This window comes from Paraburkholderia sp. MM6662-R1, from assembly GCF_050436245.1.
GTDB classification, from domain to species: Bacteria; Pseudomonadota; Gammaproteobacteria; order Burkholderiales; family Burkholderiaceae; genus Paraburkholderia; species Paraburkholderia tuberum.
This window is the reverse complement of record NZ_JBNDLV010000001.1, coordinates 3769902-3792161: the sequence shown is the minus strand read 5'-3', so window position 1 is coordinate 3792161 and position 22260 is coordinate 3769902. Positions and strand designations below refer to the sequence as shown.

Sequence of the window (22260 nt, the reverse complement as noted above, 5' to 3'; positions counted from 1 at the left end):
GGCTCCTACCTCGGGTGTTTGACGGCAAATCGCCGGTCGGGCCACGGGTGAAGGATTCGAGGTTGCGGGAGCCAGGCATCTGCGATCCGCTCGACTCGCTGCCACGTCATGTGATCCTTTTGACTGCGGCGCCGGAGCGCCCGCCGCCACAGATCAACGACGTGGTATCGAAACGCACAGAGTGCTCGCGAGTTCGTAGGTACTGCGTGGTACGCAAAGTACCCGCGAACCACCTGCCTGAGCCATTTCCCTTGTGCAGGAATCGGTTCGTGCATGCGCTTCCGTAGCGCCTCCTTGATCTGCCTGAGTCTCGCCCGCATCCGATCCCCTCGGGTCTTCCGCTGTAACTGGAAAGCCCCGCGACGAGACCGGCCGCAGATAAAGATGAAACCCAGGAAGGTGAAGGTCTCCGGTCGACCAAGGCCTCGACTCTGGCGGTTGACCGCTGCGTAGCGGCCGAACTCCAGCAGTCTCGTCTTGTCCGGGTGAAGCGCAAGCGAGAACTCCTCCAACCTCAAACGCATCGCGTCCCAGAATCGCCGCGCGTCGGCTTCGTGCTCGAAGCCGACAACGATGTCATCCGCATAACGCAGGATGATCACGTTGCCTTTGGCTTCCCGCCGTCGCCACCGGTTGGCCCAGAGATCAAAGACGTAGTGCAGATACACGTTTGCGAACAGTGGTGAGGCCACTGATCCCTGCGGTGTCCCTGTCTCACTGACTCTCAGCTCTCCGTCTTCCAGAACGCCCGCCTTGAGCCACTTGCGCACAAGACGGATGATGCGCTGGTCGCCGATCCGATGCTCCATGAAACGGACTAGCCATTCCTGGCTAACCGAGTCAAAAAAGTTCCGAATATCCGCGTCCAGAATCCAGTTCACCGGGGTGCTGGTGATAGCCGTCGCCAACGCATCCAGCGCATCATGTTGACTGCGCCCGGGCCGGAACCCGTACGAGAAACCGAGAAAGTCTTCCTCGTATATCGCGTTCAACACTTCCACCACCGCACGCTGGACGATCTTGTCTTCCAGCGCGGCAATCCCCAACGGTCTCTGTTACCCATCCGGCTTGGGTATGTACTGCCGCCGAACAGGCAGTGCCCGATACGCTCCGCTGTGTACCTGCGCGAACAGGCGCTGGAGATTCTCTTCCAGTCCTGCCTCGTAGTACCGCCACGTCAGGCCATCCACTCCGGGAGCCGCATTGCGCTTGAGCGCAATGAATGCCATCCGAAGTCGGTCGACTGTGACGTGGTGTAGGAGCGCGGTGAACCGTTCCTTCTTCCGCTGCCTTGCAGCTTGCCGTACACGTTCCAGCCCCTGTGGCACGCTTGCCCGATTCTGCGCCCGGTGCGTATGCGGCTGACCCGTGTTCCCCTTGGTCCCCGCCCTTCGCTCCACCCACTCCGCAGCTGGTTCCCCAGCCTTGTTCGCAGGCTTCATCGCTACTACGGCGGAGTCTGACTTCTCCCGTCCGTTCATCATCGGCTACGGCTCCTCGCCTTCCCGATGCGGACCTGACCATCCTGCGGCAGGCCAGACTGGAGATCTCCCGGTTCCCGAACAAGGAGCGTACGCACATGCCAGGTTCTTCGACCACGCCGGGTCATCCGGGCGCTCGCGATTGCGCGCTCAGACGTTTTGCCTTCCGCTACACAGACAGCGTCGGCACCCGGGATCAGTTTTCTATCGTGGCTCAATGGCTGGCCTGCACGTACCCCTGCCGACGCTTCGCCGACATCCTCGCGGATGCCTGCGCACGGCTCGGGGCCGATGTGGTTCGCTATTCCTTCATCGCAGTGGACTTGCACCACCTACTCCTTGCCGGTCTCCCGGCGCACCCGTGTCAAAACGCAAAACATAACGGTCTCGGGAGTGACTTTACCCCTCCCGCGGTGCTGCGAAGCTCGTATAGAGCGTTTTCGAAGGGCACTTTTTGCGAAGCCTTTGTCGGCACGTGTTTTGACACGGCCTCGGCCAACAACAGCCGTTCGACACGGACGCCTAAATCGTCCACAAATCATTGCTTCGCTTGTAGGCGAGGGAATCAAGAGGACGCCTCCGGCTGCCCCGCCAGACGATCGCAGGGCTGAGCAGCGATGCCGGGAAATGCATCGTCGTGACCACGATATTGATCGGCGCAGGCCCAGCGAGACCTACTGTGTGAGCCCAAGGTACGAGTTTTATCGAAATGAGCAAAATAGCTGACATTGAATGCGGGGAGTCAACATATCGGTTAAGTGACTGTCGCAGCTAATAAAACGGACGTTCGTGCTGCATTTTCTTGATGTAAACGCTGGTGGAAGACGGCTTCCGCATTTAGTATACCCAAACTGCCCGATCTGATTATGATCAGATAATAATATTAATCTATGCTAACCGGGATTTCTTGGAGGGACATTGAATGGACATACTGGTCGTCGAGGATAATGAAGGGGTCGCGGACAGCCTCGCTTTCCTGCTTGACTGCTTGGGTCACCGTGCCACGGTGGCGGAGGACGGAGAGATCTCGCTCTCGCTCCTGCGCGAGCGCGCCTTCGAACTTGTCCTTCTCGATGAGAATCTGCCCGGTATCAAGGGAAGTGCTGTTGCGCTGTCTGTTATCGGCATGCCCTTCGTTGGTCGGCCTTTCCTGGTCTCCATGACCGGAGAGAGTGGTGATGGCGGATGCACGCGCTTTTTCGATGTCTGCCTGCACAAGCCGTTCTCGCTTGAGGCCCTCTTGCAAGTCATCGACCAGGCTAAAAGCTTTGCTAATGCGAGCGCTCGCCTGGCGGCCTAGGCCAACAGTGCTTTGCTGTCTGGCGCGGTTATCCAATCGGCTGTACACAAGTCAAGGTTGTGCTCGTCCTGGCAGCTGCGGCAACGCTTTGTCGTCTATCGGCAACGGCCTATGAAAACGTTTATTTATTGTTTGATGCAGATGCACTCGCGAAGGAATAGTTGTCTTTGCAAATGTAAGCCAGTCCGAGCGACATGCAGAGTGATGGCAAAAAACGTCAAAATTGCGTCATGAGGTCCGTCATGATAAATCCGTAGATTCGCGCGGCACCCAAACAGTCAGTATCGAATTGAAAAAAAATAATCTGAGAGAAGCTGGAAAAATGGATCGACACATTCTAAATATCGGTCATCTCGAGCGAAGCGCCGAAAATAACCGCCTGAGGCGCGCCTTGGCCGCGCGCCTTGACAGGGCATTGAAACGCGCTGGCATCAGTTCGGCACGCGCCGCCAGATGGGTGGGCGTGAGTGAATACCACGTGCAATATTGGCGAGGCGGCATCACCGTCCCGCCGCTGGACGCCTGCACACGGCTCGCCGCTTTTCTTCATATCGATGTTCACTGGCTTTGCACCGGGCAGACCGAGCTCGCATGATCTCGGCGTCATGAGGTCTGCATCCCCGGATGCTTCCAGGTTCTGATATGCGCGGCTCCCTTGCCGCTCGCAATGATGCCGTCGTACCGCTTCCGATGCGGCACAACAGGCGTCTTCCGCAAACACAGGGTATCGATGTGAAGGATCCAAAAAAGGATGCGGCGTTCGGCCGGGCGCCACGTCTCGATAAGTATGAAATGGAGTTGTCGAGAGGCCTCGCACATCGCGAGCACGTTGTCCCGGGAAAGCATGCTCGCGGCGGTCTCGGAAACCATTCTGCAGTTTAAGGCAGTGCATGGCAGCGCTGATCTGAAGACATTTGCGCACGCCCTTCTCAGAAGACTGGAGCAGCGCGGAAAGCCGGCAGCGGCCAGCATCCTTCAGAACTTTCTGGACTGTGGCCGTTTTGTCGCGGAGGCACCCCGTGCGCTACCAACACCCGTGTCTACTCGCAAACCCAACGCGCGTAAGGCGAGAAGCCGCGAGGCCAAGGCGCGCGGAGCAGCGTAAGCAGGATGCATGTTGGCGAAATGAAAGTTTCAGCAGTTGACCGCAACCACCCTCTGCATTGCCGCGGGCCAGAATTGCGCAGCACAGTTGTAATCCGCAAAATTGCTCAGCGACGCCTCAAGTTCCTAGGAGCCTAGGCCGTCGACGGCTGCCACGCCGTTTGACCGGAGCGCCCAACGGCGTCGCCGCGTTGAACCACCTTCAGCGACCGCTTCTGGAAATATTGACCGGCCGCTCGGGGTCGCGAGCCGCCGGCCGCCGTCAGGCAGGAGTCGGCCAACTACGGACGGTGGCCCGCACTTTCATGTGGACGCTCGAACGTCCCATCCACTCAGTTAACCGACCGTCGTGCATGAGCATGTCAGTGTGCATCCCGCTGCTTTCACTGTCCGCACAATTACGAATCAACCGCGGAATACGGACACCCCTTTTTCGCGACGCTGCCAACGCGCGCTTAGTTCGACGACAAGGCGGCGGACAGACACGTCTACCGGAACGAAGCAAATGGCGGTGCCGCCGGAGAATAATGCATGCAGCGCATACGAGCAACCGGGTGTCTCTCGCGTGGATTGGATGTGTGCTGCAATCCATGGAGCTGCCATCGCAGGAGCGACGATTTGCGCTAGCCGCGATCGCAGAGGGATGGTCAAACATAGGTCGCTACGGCACAGCGTCCTCGTGAGCACGGTCAAATCAACCAGCCACTCAGGAGGGGCAGAAGCACCGGGAGGACAAACGCCGACAAAGTGCCGTTCATCGCCATTCCCAGTCCCGAGTAGGCGCCAGCTTCTTCACTGATCTGAAACGCCCTCGCGGTACCGATGCCGTGGGAAGCAACACCCATCGCAAAGCCGCGCACGTCGTCACGCCGCACACCAACGGTATCCAGGACCGCGCTGCTCAGGGTCGCACCGGTAATGCCGGTCAGGATGACGATCGCCGCGGTGAGCGAAGGCAAACCACCAATTTTTGCCGAGATCAGCATCGCGACAGCCGTCGTCACTGACTTCGGCGCCATCGACGCGACCGTCACAAACGGACAATGTAGCCAGACGCATATCGCAATCGCAGACGCAACAGCCGTGGCCGAGCCAGCGATCAGCCCACCAAGCAGCGGCACGAACGCTCGCCTGAGCCTGGGCATCTGATGGTGTAGGGGAACAGCCAATGCAATGACCGACGGGCCCAGGAGAAAGTGAATCAGTTTCGCGCCCGCGAAATATGTGCTGTAGGAGGTGCCTGTCAAATATAGGATCGCGATCATGAGCAACACGGAGATTGCCACGGGATTGGCTAGGGGATTCTTTCGTGCCAGCGTGTGAAGGCGGCACGCAACGATGTAGACGCCAAGGGTCGCCGTCAGCGCCGACAGAGGCGACGCGGCCACGATCGCATTGACAGGCGCTGACAGTTCACCGATTGACATGGCTCCTTCTCCTTGCGGCGGCAGAATCTGCCTATGCGCGTGGCGCCGCTGCAGCCTTCTGGTGTGATTGCTTTCTGTCGAGCCTCATCAGCAACATGCCTGTCACTAGCGCAGCAACCGCCATTGAAAGAATCGTGCTGACGATGATCGCAAGTGCGATCGCGAACAACTGGCATTGCAGCTGCTCCGCGAAGACCATGACGCCCACGCCGGCAGGTACAAAAAACAGCGAAAGGTGATTCAACAGTCCGCGAGAAACCTGTTCGACGGCGGGCACGACAGAGGGCTTGACCGAGAGCAGGCAAAGCAATAGCACCATTCCAAGCACCGGTCCGGGAACAGGGACACGCGTGATGAAGGCGATCAACTCGCCGAGACACTGAAACCCAAGGAGGATTGCAAAAGATCGCGCGACGAGACCAGCCGGCGTCGACGCTTTCGGCGCATCAGAAGCAGGGGTTTGCGTCGGTGCCGCCGGGCTCGTTTCTCTGGTGCTCATGTCCATGGGCTGTCCTCTTTTGGTGGACCGTTCAGGGCCGAATCGAGCTGGACGCTGTCGGACTCTATACAGCCATTACGCCCCCCGAGAATCAGTAGCATCGCGCCCGCAGCGTTGTTGTTAGTGCGCAGCAATACGTCGGCAACGTAAGGTGTCGACGAGCTCAATACGGTGTATTGGGCAATGCCTATCGGCCGCGGGTTCATCATGTCACTGGCTATTCGTTGCGGAGGGTTCGAAGATTCGGACGCCGTTTAGGACGCCCCAGACGATCCAGGCACGTTACCCGGACCGTCGGGGCGGTGTCGGGCTGGCCATCAGCGGTCAATGACCGAAGAAAAGGTTGCAGTAACTTGAGGGGCCGACGCACGAAGATGGCGAGGGCTTCGACACATGCTGGACACTGCCGGTTGCTGAGGTGCCAACGGTCGTGCCGCCAACGTCATTGTTGCCCGCCTGCTGGCTGCGCTGTGCAGCGGCGTTGGTCGTCGCGCCACCAACGTCACTGTTGCCCACCTGCTGGCTGTCCTGTGCCGCGATCGTCGCCTCGGCCGCCTGGATATTCGCCGGATACTGTGTATCGCTCGAATTGGCCGGGCTGTAGCCTGCCTGCTCGAGCTGTTGCAATTCTGCCCTGACCTGGTCACGCGTGACTGACTGTTCCGATTGTGCAAAAGACGCAATCGGCGCGGCGATCGCGGCCGCCAGTGCAACTGCGTGGATAAGCGACTTCATGATGCACCTCCTCATAGTTGTCTACTCGGCACTGCGGCTATACGGGTGCCCATAGACGATGTCCAAAAAATCAAGAACGTCCTTTATCAGGACAGGCCCCGGCTCGGCGCTACGGACGAAAATCGGTTCCGGCGGCCAGGCGTGTGCCGGACTGACGTAATTCGCCGGACCGACTCCCGGCAGCACGGCGGCGAGTGCGGGCGCAACTACGGGTTTGAACTTACGCATACGACCTCCTCACGAAAGCACGATCACCTTTACCGGGACTGGCCCCGACATGTCGCTATGGACGAAGAACCGTTCAGCGGGATGCAAGCTAACCGAAACTTCGAACGCGATGCCGGACGAGGCGATATATCTCCGCACAATCTCCAGGAGCACTGCCTGTTACTCTCCGAAAAAGATCAACCATTTCCTGGGAAAAGTTCATGGCGTATCCGTCCTGCTGTATCTGCGGCACGCCCCGGCCATAACGTGCTTTGACGAGGGGGTTGATCAGCGGGCCAGGTTTCTCGCGTGCTGCCTTAGGCACATCAACCTCCGCGATACATGGGATCGATGGAGTCGCCCCCCGGGGCACGCTTGCCGGGCTGCGGCCGGGCCGACATGCTGCCGCTGACGCCGCCATGGTTCTTGTGAACCACGCTGCCGTGGGCCGACGGCATCGTTCGACCGCTTTGCGTTGCCGTCGCACCGTTGTCGGAGCGACAGTCGGATATAGGTACGTTGGCGCCTGCGAAAGCAGGCGCAGCCAGCGATGCTGAGCATGCGACCAAAAGGTGAGCGATCGTTTTCGCAACTGCCTGGATAAGCGACCTCATGATGCGTCCCTCCCTCGTTGTCTATCCAGCACTGCGGCAATACGGGTGCCTGTACGCACTGCGTTTTCCGCGCCGGCCGGTCGGTTATAGAGACGTACTCACAACTGGCACTCGACAGGAGAAAAAGGCGAGCCAGTTGTACGGTCATTAACCCCCTCCTTGTGTCAATTATGTTGCGTTATTTCGCCGTGAAACCGTGTCAGTTGTAGGTGCGTCGATAGTTTGATGTTCGGTATTAAATGTTCCTTTGCCGGAGAATAAACGTGCGACTATCGTTTTACGATTGTTCGCCATGATGCCGTTGTCAGAATACGGAGCGTGGCTCGTTAAGGATGCAGTTCGACGCGGCATACATGGAGCCGCCGAGATCGCAACTGGCGAGCCGAGCTTGCTGGTACTGCGGGCGGTTGGAACCACCTGCTTGGATCACGAACATTTGTTCGGGCTAAAACAGCACACTTGTCATCGACTTGCTGGCGAACTATAGGACAATAGTGTGTAGCTGCCCCTGATTCCCGTCCGGAGGCCTGTTATGGCGTGCCGTTCTCAAACACCAAGTGATTCTGACGCTGACGAAGATCCCAGGGCCAGAACATCAGTGGGCGTGAGTGAAACGATTCAGGAAATCGTGCGCCGCAGGATCGCTGAATTCACAAAATTTTTTGTCGGACCGGTTGCCGTTGCAGCACTCAGTGCTGAGCAGAATCTCCTCGTCAAACGCGAGTTGTTGCAATCGCTGTCCCGCCGGTCGGTATATTGGATCGCGCTATTGTTGGTCGCAAGCCCGTTCTGGTTCGTAGTTGGAGCCTGGACCGAAACGTCGGATATCTATCCTTGGTTCCGTGTCGTCTGGATCGTGGGACTCTGGGGGCTGGCCGCTCCTTCCGCAGCATACTTGCTGAAAAAAACAACGATGCTCCCGAAGCACGCCGGCGTCGGCGAAGTCGAGCAGATGCACTGGGCCTGGGCTTCATTGGCCATGCTGACATCGTTCTGGTGGGCGGCGGCCAGCTTTGGGCTAAAACCACCCACCTACGTGACCGGCCTGATCGTCCATGGCTACTACTTCAGATTTGCCAGGTATGGCTTCATGGAACTGACTATGATCGGCCAGGCAATTACGTTGCTGGTGCTCGCCCCCAGTTTTCGTGCGGCGTTAGGCGCACTGCTGGTCGGCACTATCCCATTCGCATTTGACATGGCACCAGGGTTTATTATTCACCGGCCGGGAATGTTTGACTGGTATACGGCTCAACTAATTGGCTATTGTGTCATCGCCCGGTACATCTGCAATGATCAGCAACTCATATGTGTAAAAGAGGTTGTTCTCGACGAGGCGCGAGCTCAGGCAGTAGCGACAATGCTAGAAAAGAATCAGTTTATTGCTGCCATAAGCCATGACTTGCGCCAACCGCTCACCACGCTCGGCCTGAAGTTAAGTTTTATCGAGCGATGCATTAAATCGACCAGCCTGGTCGACGACGTCTCGATGGCGCAAAGACAGGTGGATGCGATGGAAGGGATGATTAACGGGGCACTGGATATCTCCCGCCTGGAGTCCCACACCTGGAATGTGGAAATTCAGGAGGTGGCGCTTCCTTCCCTTTTACACGGCATAGTCGTGGATATGCAGCCGCTGGCTGAGGCGAAGGGGCTGAGGTTAAGACTCCATAGTCGCCCCTATCTGGTCCGTACCGATCGACATGCGTTGGACAGGATCGTGCGAAATATGGTGATCAATGCGATCCGTTACACGCCTTCCGGGCAGGGAGGAAATAACGGGCATGTTCTGGTAAGTTGCCAGAGGCGTGGCAGCCGCGTGAAGATAAACGTCTGGGACAACGGGATCGGTATCCCTGAAGATAGACAGGCGGATATCTTCAAAAGCTATGTCCAGGTTGCCAATCCCGAGAGGAATCGCGATAAAGGGTTTGGACTGGGTCTGGCTATTGTCCAGGGGCTCGCGAACCTTCTTGGGCACAAACTGGATGTCGACTCGGCACCCGGGCGGGGTTCGCGTTTTTCCGTGATGGTCCCCTTCATAGGACTCATACCGCCAGAGTTGCTCGAGGTTCAAACGGTCGAAAACGACAGCCCGGACCTGACCAATATGGTCGTGGCGGTCATCGAAGACAACAGTGACCTGAGAATCGAAATTTCGATGCGCCTGATCGAGCATGGCTGCTACGTCGTGGCCGGGAAATCGTCATCCGACGTCATCGAGCAGTTGAGCATTGAAGCGTTGGCAAGTGGTCCGCATTTCATCCTCTCCGACTACCGGCTGGAAAACGAGGACGGTGTTGCTGCGATTGCGGCGCTCCGCGCTGTTACCAACGCTTCGATCCCTGCGGTCCTGTGGTCGGGGGACACCTCCTCAGCTGTGCTCAAAAAGGTAGCCGCCAGTGGCATGAAGCTTTTGTCGAAGCCGGTTTCCGAACAGACCTTATTGACCTTACTTGCAGGACATCAGCCAAAAACATTGACCGATGACGGGAGAAAGAGAGGGCAGGCAAACACGAAGCCAGCACAACGGAGCGAAGCTGCACCTGATTGCCAGAGGCCTGCTATTGCGTCCTGTACTCGAACACCACGTTATTCTGGCGCGAGCGAAACGCCCCGGCCCAGAACATCACGGTTAGCGGATGAAAAGGCCCACTCAACCGGGCGCCGCAGATTCGCTGATTTTGTGAATCTTTTTGTGGGACCGATTGCAGCACTCAGTGCTGAGCAGAATCTCTACGTCAAACGCGAGTTATTGCAATCGCTGTCCCGGCGAGCGCTATGTTGGACCGCGCTGGTTTCGGTCGGAGCCTCGCTGTTGTGCGTGTACGGCTCGTGGATCAAAACGTCGGATAGCTATCTTTGGTTCCGCGTCGTCTGGCCCCTAGGACTGTGGGGGGTGGCGACTCCCATGGCGGCATACTTACTGAAAAAGACCATGGCGCTCCCAAAGCACGCTGGTGTCAACGCGATCGAGCAGATGCACTGGGCATGGGCTGCAATGGTCACGCTGACATCGTTCTGGTGGGCAGCGGGTAGCTTTGGGCTAACCCCACCCGATTTCATCTCGCCCCAAGCTCGCTACGTCAAATTGGCTAGCTCTGGCTTCCTTGAGTACACGCTAATCAGCCATACATTTACCTTGCTTCTGCTCGCCCCCAGTCTTCGCGCGAATTTAGGTTCATTCGTGCTCGGCGCTATCCCGTTCGGATTTAGCCTGGGACCACCTCTTTTTATTTACCGGCCATTAATGCTGGTCTTTTATACGGCTCAAGTAATTGGCTATTGTTTGCTCGCGTTTTTTGTTTTTTACAACGAGAAACACGCATATGTTAAAGAGATTATTCTCGATGAGGCGCGAGAGCGGGCTGAAGCGGCGAAGGCGGAGAAGAGCCTGCTTATCGCTGCGATAAGTCATGACTTGCGCCAACCGCTCACCACGCTCGGCCTGAAGTTAAGTTTCATTGAGCGGAGCATTGAATCAACCAGGATGGTCGATGACGTCTCGATGGCGCAAAGACAGGTGGATACGATGGAAGGGATGATTAACGGGGCACTGGATATCTGCCGCCTCGAGTCCGGCACCTGGAGTGTGGAAATTCAGGAGGTAGCGTTGACTTCTCTTTTGCGCGGCATAGTTGCGGATATGCAGCCGCTGGCTGAGGCGAAGGGGCTGAGATTACGACTCCATAGTCGCCCCTATCTGGTCCGTACGGATCGACATGCGTTGGACAGGATCGTGCGAAATATGGTGATCAATGCGGTCCGTTACACGCCTTCCGGGCAGGGAGGAAAGAGCGGACATGTTCTGGTAAGTTGCCAGAGGCGAGGCAGCCGCGTAAAGATAAGCGTCTGGGACAACGGGATCGGTATCCCTGAAGATAGACAGGCGGATATCTTCAAAAGCTATGTCCAGGTCGACAATCCCGAGAGGAATCGCGAAAAAGGGTTAGGACTGGGTCTGTCAATTGTCCAGGGTCTCGCGGACCTTCTTGGTCACAAACTGGATGTCGACTCGGCACCCGGGCGGGGATCGCGTTTTTCGGTTACGGTCCCGTTCATGGGACTCATACCACCGGAGTTGCTCGAGGTTCAAACGGTTGAAGAGGGCGAAGCGGACCTGACCGATATGGTCGTGGCGATCATCGAGGACAACAGCGACTTACGAATAGAAATATCGATGCGCCTGATCGAGCATGGCTGCTACGTCGTGGCGGGGGAATCATCATCCGACGTCATCGAGCAGTTGCGCATTGAAGAGTTGGAAACTGGTCCGCACTTCATCCTCTCCGACTACCGGCTGGAAAACGAGGACGGTATTGCTGCGATTGCGGCGGTCCGCGCTGTTACCAACGCTTCGATCCCTGCGGTCCTGTGGTCGGGGGACACCTCCTCAGCTGTGCTCAAAAAGGTAGCCGCCAGTGGCATGAAGCTTTTGTCGAAGCCGGTTTCCGAACAGACCTTATTGACCTTACTTGCAAAACATAAGCCCCGGGAAAATCGGCCGAAGGCGGGTGCTAGTATTCGCGCCGCAACATAAATAGCGGTAGAGCAGAGATATTCACGACGGTGCCTTGTCGGGCCCGCTTCCACCGCCCAACTCGGCATTGACTCTAAGTGCCGCTTCTACGCGGTTTCTGACTCGAAGTTTGTCGTAGATAACACAGGAGACCTGTCTGACATGTCCCTCGGTGACGTTAAGCTCTTTAGCGATCTGTTTCCCCGAGAGGCCACGTGCAATGCAACGCCCCACGTCCCACTCTCGTGGAGTAAGCCCAAGATGGTGCTCATTCCCGCTAGCTGAGGGCGCTTGTGTCGAGCAGGCAAAGCGGAGAAGGACTTCTTCCGGAATCCAGAGTTCACCTCCCAGGATCCTGCTCAGTCCAATGAACATTTTTTTGTGCGCACCTCCTTTCAACAGGATTCCCCGAGCGGCGTAGTCGCGCATGCACATGCGCAAAATTTCAACTTCCTGATCGTTCCCAGGAGTGAGTCCTGTGCAGACGACCACGGGAACTTTGGATGGATTTCCGGCCTGGAAATGTTCCAGCGTCGTGGCGCCACGGTTCTCACCGTCCAGATTGAGGTCCAGGAATACAAGGTCTGGGGGAGGTGCCTTGCTCATTTCCTCAAGCGCGCTGGCAAGCGTAAATACGGGTGTGACTTCGATTGGGACTACGCTCAACTCCGATGCGTGTGTTTGGACATATTCGGAAAGAGCAACGCAGAGAATTTCGTGGTCATCGACCCATAGGATTTGCATGGCCGCTTCCCCCCTCGATACATCAGAGAAAAACCATCGATTGCGCGCTACGTTTGTGCGCGACACCGCATGATAGCTAACTTGAACACTGGCATTCTCCGAGCGTCGAAATTCGTGCCTCAAGCGCCGCAGTAGGCGCGGGCCCTTGACTTCGTGTCGACGGGATCGACGCAGTTCTGGCCGTTTGGCGCTGCACTCGCACGCAGGCTGGATACGCGGAATCTAGAGTCGGCAGCATCGCGCGATCGCGCAAACATTTCAGAGTCGTCATCGCCTGCTTCGCCTCGTTGACGGTCTGATTCTTGCTTTTCGCGACCGGGCCGGCGGCGCGACATATCGAAGAGCATACATCGCGTTCTGGAAGGGAGGAACATCACAATGAGATCCCAACACTGGGCTTGAATGTCGGGAATGGCCGACGACGAGTCAATAGATGACGGCTCGGTATGTGTGGCGCGACAATCTGGATGAGAGACGCGCGACAATCAAGTTGAGAATGTCGCGGTAGGGATGATGATGCCGACGTTGATTGACGCTGGCAAGCGTTTATTGATTGACGCGCGCGACAATCAAGCTGATGGTTGCTCTTCGGTCGTTTAGGATTGCTGTGTGACGCGTGACGCTGCAGGTATTCTGGCCGCGCGACAATCAGGATAAGAATGTGGTGGCGTGCATGATGACGCCGATGTTGATTGACGCCGGCGAGCTTTGCCTGCCAGCCGCGCGTCAATCTGGATGAGAACAGCGCGTCAGTCGGTGAGGTCGATGCCGTAACGCGTGATGATCGCCTTGAGCACGCGCTTTACGCTCTCGCGTTTGATCTCGATGAGCATCGTCGAAGTGCAACTGGATTCCAGTGCAGCCAGTGCGTCACCGAGCAGGGCCAGCAAAGTAACGCGTGACGCGATGGCTTCCTCGCCAATGGCGTCAATCACGGTCCGTTTGCGCCGCAAACGATACGCGCGTTGCCGTTGCGCTCCAGTGAGCGCGCGGGGCGTCGCCATCGAACTGCCCGATGCGTCGTCACGCGTTACGCCCGTGAGCTGCGAATTGCCCGTCATTGCGGATCCTCCTGTTTCGGTGGCACGCCGACGTTCTTTGGTGTCGCTCTACTGGCCGGGCGTCCCGGTCCCTGCTGCTTGCGCTGCAGGGCGGTACGGCGACGGTAGCTTTCGACGTTCAGCTCAAAGATGGTCGAGTGATGGACCAGCCGGTCGACGGCGGCCACCGTCATGGCGCGGTCGGGGAAGACCTTGTCCCATTCGCCGAACGGCTGGTTGGCCGTTATGCAAAGGGAACGGCGCTCATACCTGGCGCTGATGAGCTCGAACAGCACCGACGTCTCGGCCTGATCCTTGCTGACGTATGCGAAATCGTCCAGGATGACTAAATCGAAGCGATCCAGCCGGTTGATGGCGGACTCCAGAGCGAGCTCGCGGCGCGCGACCTGCAACCGCTGCACGAGGTCGGTCGTGCGAGCGAAGAGGACCTTCCAGCCCTTCTCCAGCAGGCTCAGTCCAATCGCCGACGACAAGTGTGATTTGCCACCCCCACTGGGCCCCAGAAGAATCAGGTTGGTGCCGTTACGCAACCAGCCGTCGCCAGCGCAAAGCGCCGAGATGTGTGCCCTGGACACCATCGGCACTGCATCGAAATCGAAGTTCTCCAGCGTCTTGCCCGGCAATAGCCTGGCGTCCTTGAGGTGACGCTCGATCCGGCGTCGATCACGCTCGGCGATCTCGTGTTCGGTCAGCGCCATCAGCAGGCGCGCTGCCGGCCAGCCTTCCGTGTCGGACCGCTCGGCAAAGCTGGACCAGATCTGCTTGATGGCCGGCAGCCGCAGATCGTTGAGCAGCAGCGACAGATCCTATGAGCGAGGGGCGTCGACGAACTGATACTTAAAATCAGCGTGTCAAGTCCCGTTCAAAGGAGGAGCATCATGCGCACGAATCAGACGTTCACGGCGGGTGGCGAAGAACTGGTATTGGCGATGTCACTCGAGCTCGCCGCAGCAACCTGGAAGGTCGCGCTGCACGACGGCCGACGCGAGAAGCCCGCCGTGCACGCGGTCGCGCAGCCACAGGCCGCCGCCCGCCTGCAGGCGGTGCTGGACCTGATCGAACGGCACAAGGAGAAGTGGTCGCTGCCCGCGGGCGTGCGCATCGTCGTCAGCTACGAGGCCGGCCAGGACGCGTTCTGGATCTGTCGCGCGCTGCAGGCGCACGGCATCGAGTGCTACGTCGTCGATCCGGCGAGCATTCCGGTCGAACGCCACAAGCGGCGCGCGAAAACTGACCGGCTCGATGCCATCAAGCTTGTGATGAATCTGCGCGCGTGGCTACGCGGCGAGCGCGATCGCATGCACGTGGTCCACGTGCCGTCGCCACAGGACGAGGCGTCGCGCCAGCTGATGCGCGATCGCGGCCAGTTGCAGAAGGAAGTGCTGCAGCACCGCGACCGCATGCGCAAACTGTTAGCCACGCTCGGCTGCTGGGATGAGGTCGACCACCGGGCCTTCGCTGGCCGGCTCGCCCGTAACGAGGTGAAGTGCCACGACGGCACGCCGCTGCCGCCCGAGCTGCGTGAGCGGCTGCTGCGCGAGTGCGAACGACTGGCGCTGGCGCAGCAGCAACTCGCAACGCTGGAGAAGACGCGTAAGGCGAGCGTGTCGCCTCCTGCGCGCGAACGAAGCGATGCCCTCGCGCGCCTGAAGGGGATTGGCGAAGTGGGTGCGTCGCGCCTCGCCCTCGAGCTGTTCTGGCGGGAGTTCAGCAACCGCCGCCAGGTGGGCGCCTGCGTCGGACTGGTGCCGCAGCCCTACGACAGCGGCCAGAGCCATACCGATCAGGGCATCAGCAGACAGGGTAACCGGAGGGTACGCGCGTTACTGGTTGAGATGGCGTGGACCTGGCTGCGCTATCAGCCCGGCAGTGCACTGACGCAGTGGTTCGACCAGCGCACCCAAGGCACCGGCGCCAACCGCCGCGCGCGCCGCATCGCGATCGTCGCGGTGGCGCGACGTCTGGCGATTGCGCTATGGCGCTACCTGAAGGACGGCATCATCCCTGAAGGCGCGCAGCTGAAGTCAGTGTGACCAGCGAGATATCGTAATAAGGCAATCATGCAACCCCGCGGAGCCAATGTATGACGGTTTGAAGTGGACATGCCCGCCCACCCGCCGGGTTACCGACGTAGCCGCTTTGACAGATGGGGCATGCTCCCCGGGACAAGGTTCCGGCGTAATGCGCATGCAGGATGAGGCTGGCAAAGTGCCAGCGGATAGAAGGTAGTCGGACGTCAGGTCCGACGCGCGCGACGAGCGGCTTCAGACCAAGGACGCAGACCGGCTTGCATGCTGACGAGCGCAATAACCCGCGCTCACCAGCCTTCGCCAGCATTCCGAACCCTTCGCCGCGTCAAGGGTCCGCTGGCGCCAGGCTGAAGCCCGCCCTTGACCCGATTACGCGCCTCCGCACGCACGTGGAGGCGCAGAAGGACCTGACCGATGATTCATGAGACTGTTCGCGAAAGACGTTGACAACTTCCTGCTCATAGAAGGCGGGTGGCATCGATGTCGTGACTCATGCTGCCACCTCCGTTGCCATGTCAAGCAGAGCTTCATAGTCGCTCAGCGGTGCGAGCTGGACGTTCACCTCCGGCATGGCGCTCGCGGGCTTCGCTTCGAAACGCGAACACAGTGCGTCCAGATCGGGTAACTGCCCATCGTCCAGGCACTGCTGCAGCGCCTGGGCCAGTTGCGCTTCGCAGTTGTGCTCGTGGGCCAGGCTGAGCAATTCAGCCATGGTCCTGCATGCCTGGCGCTCCGGCAGTTGCTCGAGCAGGCGATCGAAGGTCAGGCGATAGGCCTCGCGCGGAAAGATCTGATCGCGGTAGACCAGGTTGAGCAGCGCCATGGGCTTGCGGCGCAACGCATGGATGACGTGCCGGTAGTTGATGACGTGGCCGTGCTTGCCATTGGGACCCGCACGGCCGCGCTGCAGTGTCATCAGGGCCGTACTGCCCAGAAACAGCTCCAGCCGGTCGTCGTACAGGCGCACGCGGAGGTGATGACCGATTAGCCGTGACGGGACGGTATAGAACACCTTGCGCAGGACGAAGCCGCAGCTGGTCGTGACGTACACGCGCGTTTCCTCGTAGTCGCACGTACGCTGGGCCGGAAGCGGCTGAAGCAGTGCCCGCTCGGCCTCAATGCGTTTGCCATTACGTGCGTTGATACGACCGACGATCTCGTCGATAAAGCGGCGATAGGAATCGAGATCGTCGAAGTCGTGACTGCCGCGCAGAAGCAACGCATCACGCACTGCGTTCTTGAGGTGGCCGTGAGGGCTCTCGATGGAGCCGTTCTCGTGGGCAACGCCACGGTTGTTGCGCGTAGGGTGCATGCCGTAGTGAGCACACAGCGCCTCGTAACGCGTGGTCAGATCCTCGCGCGCCTCGGCTTCGAGATTGCGGAACGCCGCCGACAGGCTGTCGCTGCGGTGCTCGCGCGGCACGCCTCCGAGTGCCCAGATGGCGTTCTGCAGCCCCTCAGCCAGCGCGACATAGCTCTCGCCGCCGAGAATGACGTGAGCGTGTTCAAAGCCCGAGCAGGCCAGCCGAAAGTGATACAGGCGATGGTCCAGCACGACGCCCGCCACGGTGACGCCCAGACTGTCCATCTCGGTGAAGTCGGATAACCCGAGACGACCGGGTTCGTGTACCTGACGGAACATGACGTCACGTTCCTCGCCATGGAGTGCGCGCCAGTCGCGAATACGTCGCTCGAGTGTGCGACGCACGTTGCCCGGGAGCTCGGGATGGCGCCGAAGCATCTCGTCCAGTACGGCTATTGGACGGATACCGCGAGCGGACTGGAGCAGTGGCACAATCTCGGCGTCAAAGATCGCGGCCAGGGGATCGGCACGGCGACGCCCGCGCGGGGCCTTCTTCTGCGATGGCAATCGCGGATCCTCTTCGATGCGATAGCTCGTGGCGGCGCTGAAACCAGCGCGTGCCGCCGCCTGGGGCGGCCTCTCCTTGAGTCTGTACTTCATGTAGAGCCTCATCTGATGGTCGTTGACGTGTCGGCCGGGCAACTCAGCCTCCCTTCGCTACATGGAAGTGCTGTTCATACCCGATTTACCGCGACCACCGACAAGGCACCCCGACGACGGGGAGCTCCTCGGCGCGGCGTTGCGGCAGCGGTTCCGGGCTACGCCCTCCACCGCTGCCGCAACGCCAGTACTCTCATCCTGATTGACGCGCTGCTCTCATCTTGTTTGACGCGCGGCAGGTATGGCCGTTCCACTCTGACACCTGCCGTTGGAACAGAGACGACTCGACTGTCGGCAGTGGGTCGACTGCCGCCGACCACGTCGCGCAGCGCTCGGCCACCAGAGGTCTTCCGCACAACGGGACACTCCGGGTCTATCCCCGCGTGAGCGGGGAACTTCGCCGTTGCCGAACTGGCCTGCATAGACGATGGGCCTATCCCCGCATGAGCGGGGGAAACGCCGACACGACCATCAAGTCGTTCAACTACTGCGCGCTATCCCCACGTGCGGGGAAACCGCGCGATCATTTACCGCGACTCCGCCGGCATCGGTCTATCCCCGCGTGCGCGGGCGAACTGCGACGCTCGCCGCGCTTGCCAGTGTCATTTCGGGTCTTTCCCCGCGTGAGCGGGGGAACAATGCATGCGTATAGACGCTTTTGTAGCTCGAGTGCGGCTATCCCCTGCCTGGCGTCGTCTGAATTGGACCGTCCATTACTCGTCCTTCTTTGGGTATTTGATCGCCGCGTCGATCGCTTCGCGCCGAGTCGGAAACCAGCCCAGGTGCGCCCATCCGGGATAGCGATACACGTCGTCTTCGAAGCCCTTCTCCGGCAAGCCGTTCTCTAACACAAAGTCGAGTCGGGCCGTCTCGCGATTCAGCTCGGTGCGCACTTTCAGGTAGGCCGTCGTTTCGCGAAGGCTCTCGCTCATAGCGTTCGCTGCGCTCGCTTCCTGAGCGCGTCTTGCTTCTTCAGCCGGTCTCGCCGCCTCTCGCGCTTCCCGCTCCTGACGCATCTCTTCGTTGAGCGCGCGGATACTGTCGGCGCGCCTCTGCATCTCTTCTCTCACTTTGCGGGCCTTGGCCTGAAGCTCGTCGAAGTCGCCGTAGTCAATCGCTTTGTACTTACCGCCCAGCACCGAGTGCGCATAGAGCGCATACAGCTCGTGCGCAATGATGCCGGCGTGGTTCGGATCCATCCCTTCACCTTCCAGCGCGAGTGCGAATCTCAATGTATCCATAGCTGCCTCTCCAGGGGGTGGTCCACAAAACCGTCGATGAAAAGAACGTCAGTAATAGATAGTACATTTTTCCACTTCTCAGTACGGACCATCCCCGCCTGCGCGTGGGGAACCTTCCCGATGCTCGTGCTCGTGCGCACGATCAGGGGACCATCCCCATGCATGCGGGGGAACCGAGGGGCGGGAAAGGTGTTTTCTGATGGTCACGGGTCTATCCCCGCATGCGCGGGGAACCTTCGCCGTCTGGGCTCCGATGCGCGAAGCGCCGGGTGTGCTGCCCCGTTCGTGATCCCATCCCCGGCGGCCATGGCCGAAGCCTCGCCACCTTCGCAAATAGCGGCGTAGAATACTGTATAAACGTACAGCATCGGGGGGCGCATGTCTGCAACTGCCGTCATTGCCGAAGAGATACACCCGTCGCTCTGGCGCGCATCCCAACTGGCGCGAGGACGCGGACGAATCGTTGAGACCGGTTACCCCGCGCTGTCCGCGGAGTTGCCGGGTGGCGGCTGGCCGGTAGGCACGCTCGTTGACCTGTTGGTGCCACACGCCGGAATCGGCGAACTGCGGCTGCTGCGACCGGCGCTGGCTGCCGGCGGTGACGGACCCGTTGCATTGTTGCAACCTCCGCATACCCCTAACGGGCTGGGTTTGAGTTACATCGGACTGCCCTTGAAAGAGATGCTTCTAGTGAAGGCCCGGAAAACGGCTGATGCCCTCTGGTCAGCAGAGCAAATCCTGCGGGCGGGAAGCTGTGGCGCGCTGGTCTTCTGGGCGCAGTACGCGCAAGCATCCTCGCTGCGACGGTTGCATCTGGCTGCACAGTCCTCGGAAACCCTGTTCATCATGGTCCGACCGCTCGCTGCGGCGCAGGATTCATCACCGGCCGCGTTGCGGCTAGCCCTGAGACCATCTATCGACGGATTGATCATCGACATTGTCAAGCGGCGCGGTCCCGCTTCCGCCGAGCCTTTGTCGGTCCCTTTGCGGCCCACCCCCGGTTCTGCTTTCACGCTATCCCCGTCTTCCTCGCCAGCCGACGCGCGAAGTTGCAGTTCGCGCTGTCTCAACGGAAGCGGTTAGCTAAGCCTTGAAAGCTTCCGACTGGCTTGGGGGGAGCTGCAGTGTTCCCGCATTCCCCCGATTCCGGCCGATCATCGGCGTGGACAAGCAGTCGCCCGGTCTCCGGCGGTGTCTTAGTGACGTCGCGGAACGGTTCGTGTCTCAGACTGAGTATCATGCGGAAACCAACGGAGGCATCCGTGTGCTATTCGGCTCAGATAGTTGCGGATTACAGGAAATTCGTGCGCACCTTCGGTGCCACCATGGACATCCACGAATTCGCACGTCTGTTCTTCGAACGCGCCGAGGGTATAAGCAAGGCCAAGGTACCGAAAGCGATGGAACTCGCTTTTGCGAATCCAGAGAATGAAGAGCAGGCCGAGATTGCAGCTCTCATCCGCAGATTCAATTGCGAGCAGACGACGAAACTTGAACAGGACCTGTTCAAGCAGCGCAAGCGCCTCTCGGATGCGGAAAGAACCTTGCAGACGAAGGTCGCCAAAGCAGCCACCGAAAATCAGCGCATCGCGACGGATAAGATCGCGTGGACCAAACGCAAGCTCGAAGATTTGCAGAGAGCCGAACTGCAGCCGCGAGACTCTCGCATCTTTCCCGGCAACTACGCGCCCGTAATGATTACGGAAAACGGACAGCGAGTCGTGAAGCCAATGCGTTACCAGTGCCGCATCGCAGGCAAGCCCGCTTCTCACGATGTCAAATTTCCTGGGACCTACAACGCTCGCCGGGACAACCTGGAAGGCTTCTGGAAACCGTGCTTCGGGCGCACGCACGGCGTCTTACTTGTCGAAGTGTTTTACGAGAACGTGAGCAAGGCAAAGTTCGAGGGGACATTGCTGGAGACCCATAAGCGCGATGAGAATGTCGTTCTGGAGTTCCGTCCGAGCAACGGCGAACTGATGCACGTCGCGTGTCTTTGGTCGCGATGGAGTGCGTCGGGCGAGCCGGACCTGCTCTCATTTGCCGCAATCACAGACGAGCCGCCACCGGAAGTGGCCGCCGCCGGTCACGACCGATGCATCATCCCAATCAAGCCGGAACACATTGACGCCTGGCTCAACCCGGATGCGTCGGACCTTGAACGCATGTACGCGATACTTGATGACAGGGACCGGCCGTACTACGAGCACCGTCTCGCTGCGTGACAGGCTCCTGATGTCCGAAACTCTGAGCATGGACCTGTGGATACAATCTTGCGCAAACTGCGCGGACCTTCACGGCCAATTGGCGTTAGAACCTCCGCATCATGACCTTGTGCTTAACGGCATCGGGACCGTGGATGACTCCCGGCGAGAGGAGCACTACACATGCACACAGTGCCGGGCCGTGCTTGCTCGCATTCTTGCTGGGTCACCGAAAAGCCAAATTTGGTTGTTGCTGAACGCAGGGCAGCATTGAATCAACGCGGCCGGGGCGGCGCACTTTTGTGCCGCCCGCCATGGCTAACTGGTTATTCGTCGGGTCGCTGCGCGCCGGCCAGTGGCCACTCATCTGAGCGAGACCGACAAGTCCGTCGCACTCGACATCGAGCCACTGCGCCGAGCGCGCGAGGGTACTTTTGCACTGGTACTTGCCGGCTGCGATCCACGCAAGCGCTGATTCGGTCACGAGTCCGCGCGGGATGATGCGCGGCGGCGCTGGCGTGACCTTGATGCCAAGATCGCAGCAGGGGCACGCATACTTGACGCGCTGGTGCTGGATGACGCGGAGTTGTTCGCGGAAGCATGTCGAGCTGCTCGCTGGTTTCAACTCCGATCTCTACAAGCGCGTGACCGTCGTTGGCGCAGAAGCGATCGGCTTCGGGCAGTTCGTGCCGCACGACATCGCGCGGCAGGTTGGGACCGAGCGGCTTACGGTGGCCGCGCTTCTTGCGCGTGTGTGCGCCAACCGTCGTTTCCGGTGTGTCTTCCTGCGCGGGCGTGGAGTTCGCACCGAGCGCTTCGGCTTCGTTGAACAAGCCGAATTGATCAGAATCCCGCGCTTCGCTCCTTGCACCGAACAGCTCGCGGCGGTAAGCCCGTAAGCGCTCCTCGGCAAGGTCAGATGACGAATGACCGAATTTGGCCCGGTTCGTGCCTGACGGCCGCGGTGGCTCCGGCACCTCCTCGGCGGTACACTTTGTCGCTGCAACTCAGTGGTGCTGAACTAGCAATCGGGGACCTACTAACACGCTTCAAGCCCACCATAAGGCTGCGGGGAGCCTGCACTCCCTGCTTCTCGCCGACAGACATGGCAATAATCCAAAGCTACAAGCA

The 22260-nt window shown here is 59.4% G+C and carries 16 protein-coding genes and 2 pseudogenes; 7 read left to right on the top strand and 11 right to left on the bottom strand.

Annotated elements, in window-relative coordinates; translation table 11 throughout:
- Positions 1–5 precede the first annotated feature (5 nt).
- Positions 6–1484: pseudogene (gene ltrA / locus OKW39_RS17990) on the bottom strand (group II intron reverse transcriptase/maturase).
- A gap of 919 nt (positions 1485–2403) precedes the next feature.
- On the opposite strand from ltrA, the gene OKW39_RS17985 reads away from it, so the two are divergent.
- Positions 2404–2781, top strand: a complete 378-nt coding sequence (locus tag OKW39_RS17985) for a response regulator (protein WP_429563157.1) — start codon at positions 2404–2406, stop codon at positions 2779–2781.
- A gap of 322 nt (positions 2782–3103) precedes the next feature.
- A complete protein-coding gene (locus tag OKW39_RS17980) occupies positions 3104–3376 on the top strand; it encodes an XRE family transcriptional regulator (RefSeq protein ID WP_429563156.1) in 273 nt (90 codons plus the stop codon).
- A 1198-nt stretch (positions 3377–4574) separates the two neighbouring features.
- On the opposite strand, the gene OKW39_RS17975 is transcribed toward OKW39_RS17980, so the two are convergent.
- The 4 genes from OKW39_RS17975 to OKW39_RS17960 all read right to left on the bottom strand — a co-directional run bounded on the left by OKW39_RS17975 (position 4575) and on the right by OKW39_RS17960 (position 6774).
- Positions 4575–5312, bottom strand: a complete 738-nt coding sequence (locus OKW39_RS17975; RefSeq protein WP_429563155.1) for an LrgB family protein — start codon at positions 5310–5312, stop codon at positions 4575–4577.
- Between the two features lie 31 nt (positions 5313–5343).
- Positions 5344–5817: a CidA/LrgA family protein gene (locus tag OKW39_RS17970; RefSeq protein WP_429563154.1), complete on the bottom strand. Its 474-nt coding sequence runs from the start codon at positions 5815–5817 to the stop codon at positions 5344–5346.
- Positions 5818–6135: 318 nt separating this feature from the next.
- A complete protein-coding gene (locus tag OKW39_RS17965; protein WP_429563153.1) occupies positions 6136–6546 on the bottom strand; it encodes a DUF4148 domain-containing protein in 411 nt (136 codons plus the stop codon).
- Between the two features lie 21 nt (positions 6547–6567).
- Positions 6568–6774 carry a hypothetical protein gene (locus OKW39_RS17960; RefSeq protein WP_429563152.1) on the bottom strand — a complete coding sequence of 69 codons (207 nt, stop codon included), beginning with the start codon at positions 6772–6774 and terminating at the stop codon, positions 6568–6570.
- A 1197-nt stretch (positions 6775–7971) separates the two neighbouring features.
- On the opposite strand from OKW39_RS17960, the gene OKW39_RS17955 reads away from it, so the two are divergent.
- Positions 7972–11907 (top strand): ATP-binding protein, encoded by a 3936-nt coding sequence (locus OKW39_RS17955; protein WP_429563151.1) that lies wholly within the window; start codon positions 7972–7974, stop codon positions 11905–11907.
- A gap of 21 nt (positions 11908–11928) precedes the next feature.
- Here OKW39_RS17955 and OKW39_RS17950 read toward each other — a convergent pair whose 3' ends face one another.
- Complete coding sequence (locus OKW39_RS17950) at positions 11929–12630, bottom strand: LuxR C-terminal-related transcriptional regulator (protein ID WP_429563150.1); 702 nt, start codon at positions 12628–12630, stop codon at positions 11929–11931.
- A 616-nt stretch (positions 12631–13246) separates the two neighbouring features.
- Between OKW39_RS17950 and OKW39_RS17945 the strand changes: the two genes are divergently transcribed.
- Positions 13247–13369, top strand: a complete 123-nt coding sequence (locus OKW39_RS17945; RefSeq protein WP_429563149.1) for a hypothetical protein — start codon at positions 13247–13249, stop codon at positions 13367–13369.
- Positions 13370–13379: 10 nt separating this feature from the next.
- Here OKW39_RS17945 and OKW39_RS17940 read toward each other — a convergent pair whose 3' ends face one another.
- Both OKW39_RS17940 and istB read right to left on the bottom strand, forming a co-directional pair.
- Complete coding sequence (locus tag OKW39_RS17940; RefSeq protein ID WP_429563148.1) at positions 13380–13691, bottom strand: hypothetical protein; 312 nt, start codon at positions 13689–13691, stop codon at positions 13380–13382.
- Positions 13688–14494 (bottom strand): IS21-like element helper ATPase IstB, encoded by an 807-nt coding sequence (istB, locus tag OKW39_RS17935; protein ID WP_429563500.1) that lies wholly within the window; start codon positions 14492–14494, stop codon positions 13688–13690. The genes OKW39_RS17940 and istB overlap by 4 nt, the downstream gene beginning before the upstream one ends.
- Positions 14495–14569: 75 nt before the next feature.
- On the opposite strand from istB, the gene OKW39_RS17930 reads away from it, so the two are divergent.
- Positions 14570–15724 (top strand): IS110 family transposase, encoded by a 1155-nt coding sequence (locus OKW39_RS17930; RefSeq protein ID WP_429563147.1) that lies wholly within the window; start codon positions 14570–14572, stop codon positions 15722–15724.
- Between the two features lie 487 nt (positions 15725–16211).
- Here OKW39_RS17930 and istA read toward each other — a convergent pair whose 3' ends face one another.
- A complete protein-coding gene (istA, locus tag OKW39_RS17925; protein ID WP_429563146.1) occupies positions 16212–17726 on the bottom strand; it encodes an IS21 family transposase in 1515 nt (504 codons plus the stop codon).
- Positions 17727–18397: 671 nt separating this feature from the next.
- The gene (locus OKW39_RS17920) at positions 18398–18925 is read right to left on the bottom strand and encodes a hypothetical protein (protein WP_429563145.1); all 528 of its coding nucleotides are present in this window, start codon (positions 18923–18925) and stop codon (positions 18398–18400) included.
- Positions 18926–19303: 378 nt separating this feature from the next.
- Here OKW39_RS17920 and imuA point away from each other — a divergent pair, with 378 nt between their 5' ends.
- Both imuA and OKW39_RS17910 read left to right on the top strand, forming a co-directional pair.
- Positions 19304–20008 (top strand): translesion DNA synthesis-associated protein ImuA, encoded by a 705-nt coding sequence (gene imuA / locus OKW39_RS17915; RefSeq protein WP_429563144.1) that lies wholly within the window; start codon positions 19304–19306, stop codon positions 20006–20008.
- A 179-nt stretch (positions 20009–20187) separates the two neighbouring features.
- Positions 20188–21150, top strand: coding sequence for an SOS response-associated peptidase family protein (locus OKW39_RS17910; RefSeq protein ID WP_429563143.1), 963 nt, complete (start codon positions 20188–20190; stop codon positions 21148–21150).
- 382 nt (positions 21151–21532) lie between these two features.
- Here the strand turns inward: OKW39_RS17910 and OKW39_RS17905 are convergent.
- Positions 21533–22046 (bottom strand): annotated as a pseudogene (locus OKW39_RS17905) (IS66 family transposase zinc-finger binding domain-containing protein); the annotation flags it as partial.
- Between the last annotated feature and the right edge of the window lie 214 nt (positions 22047–22260).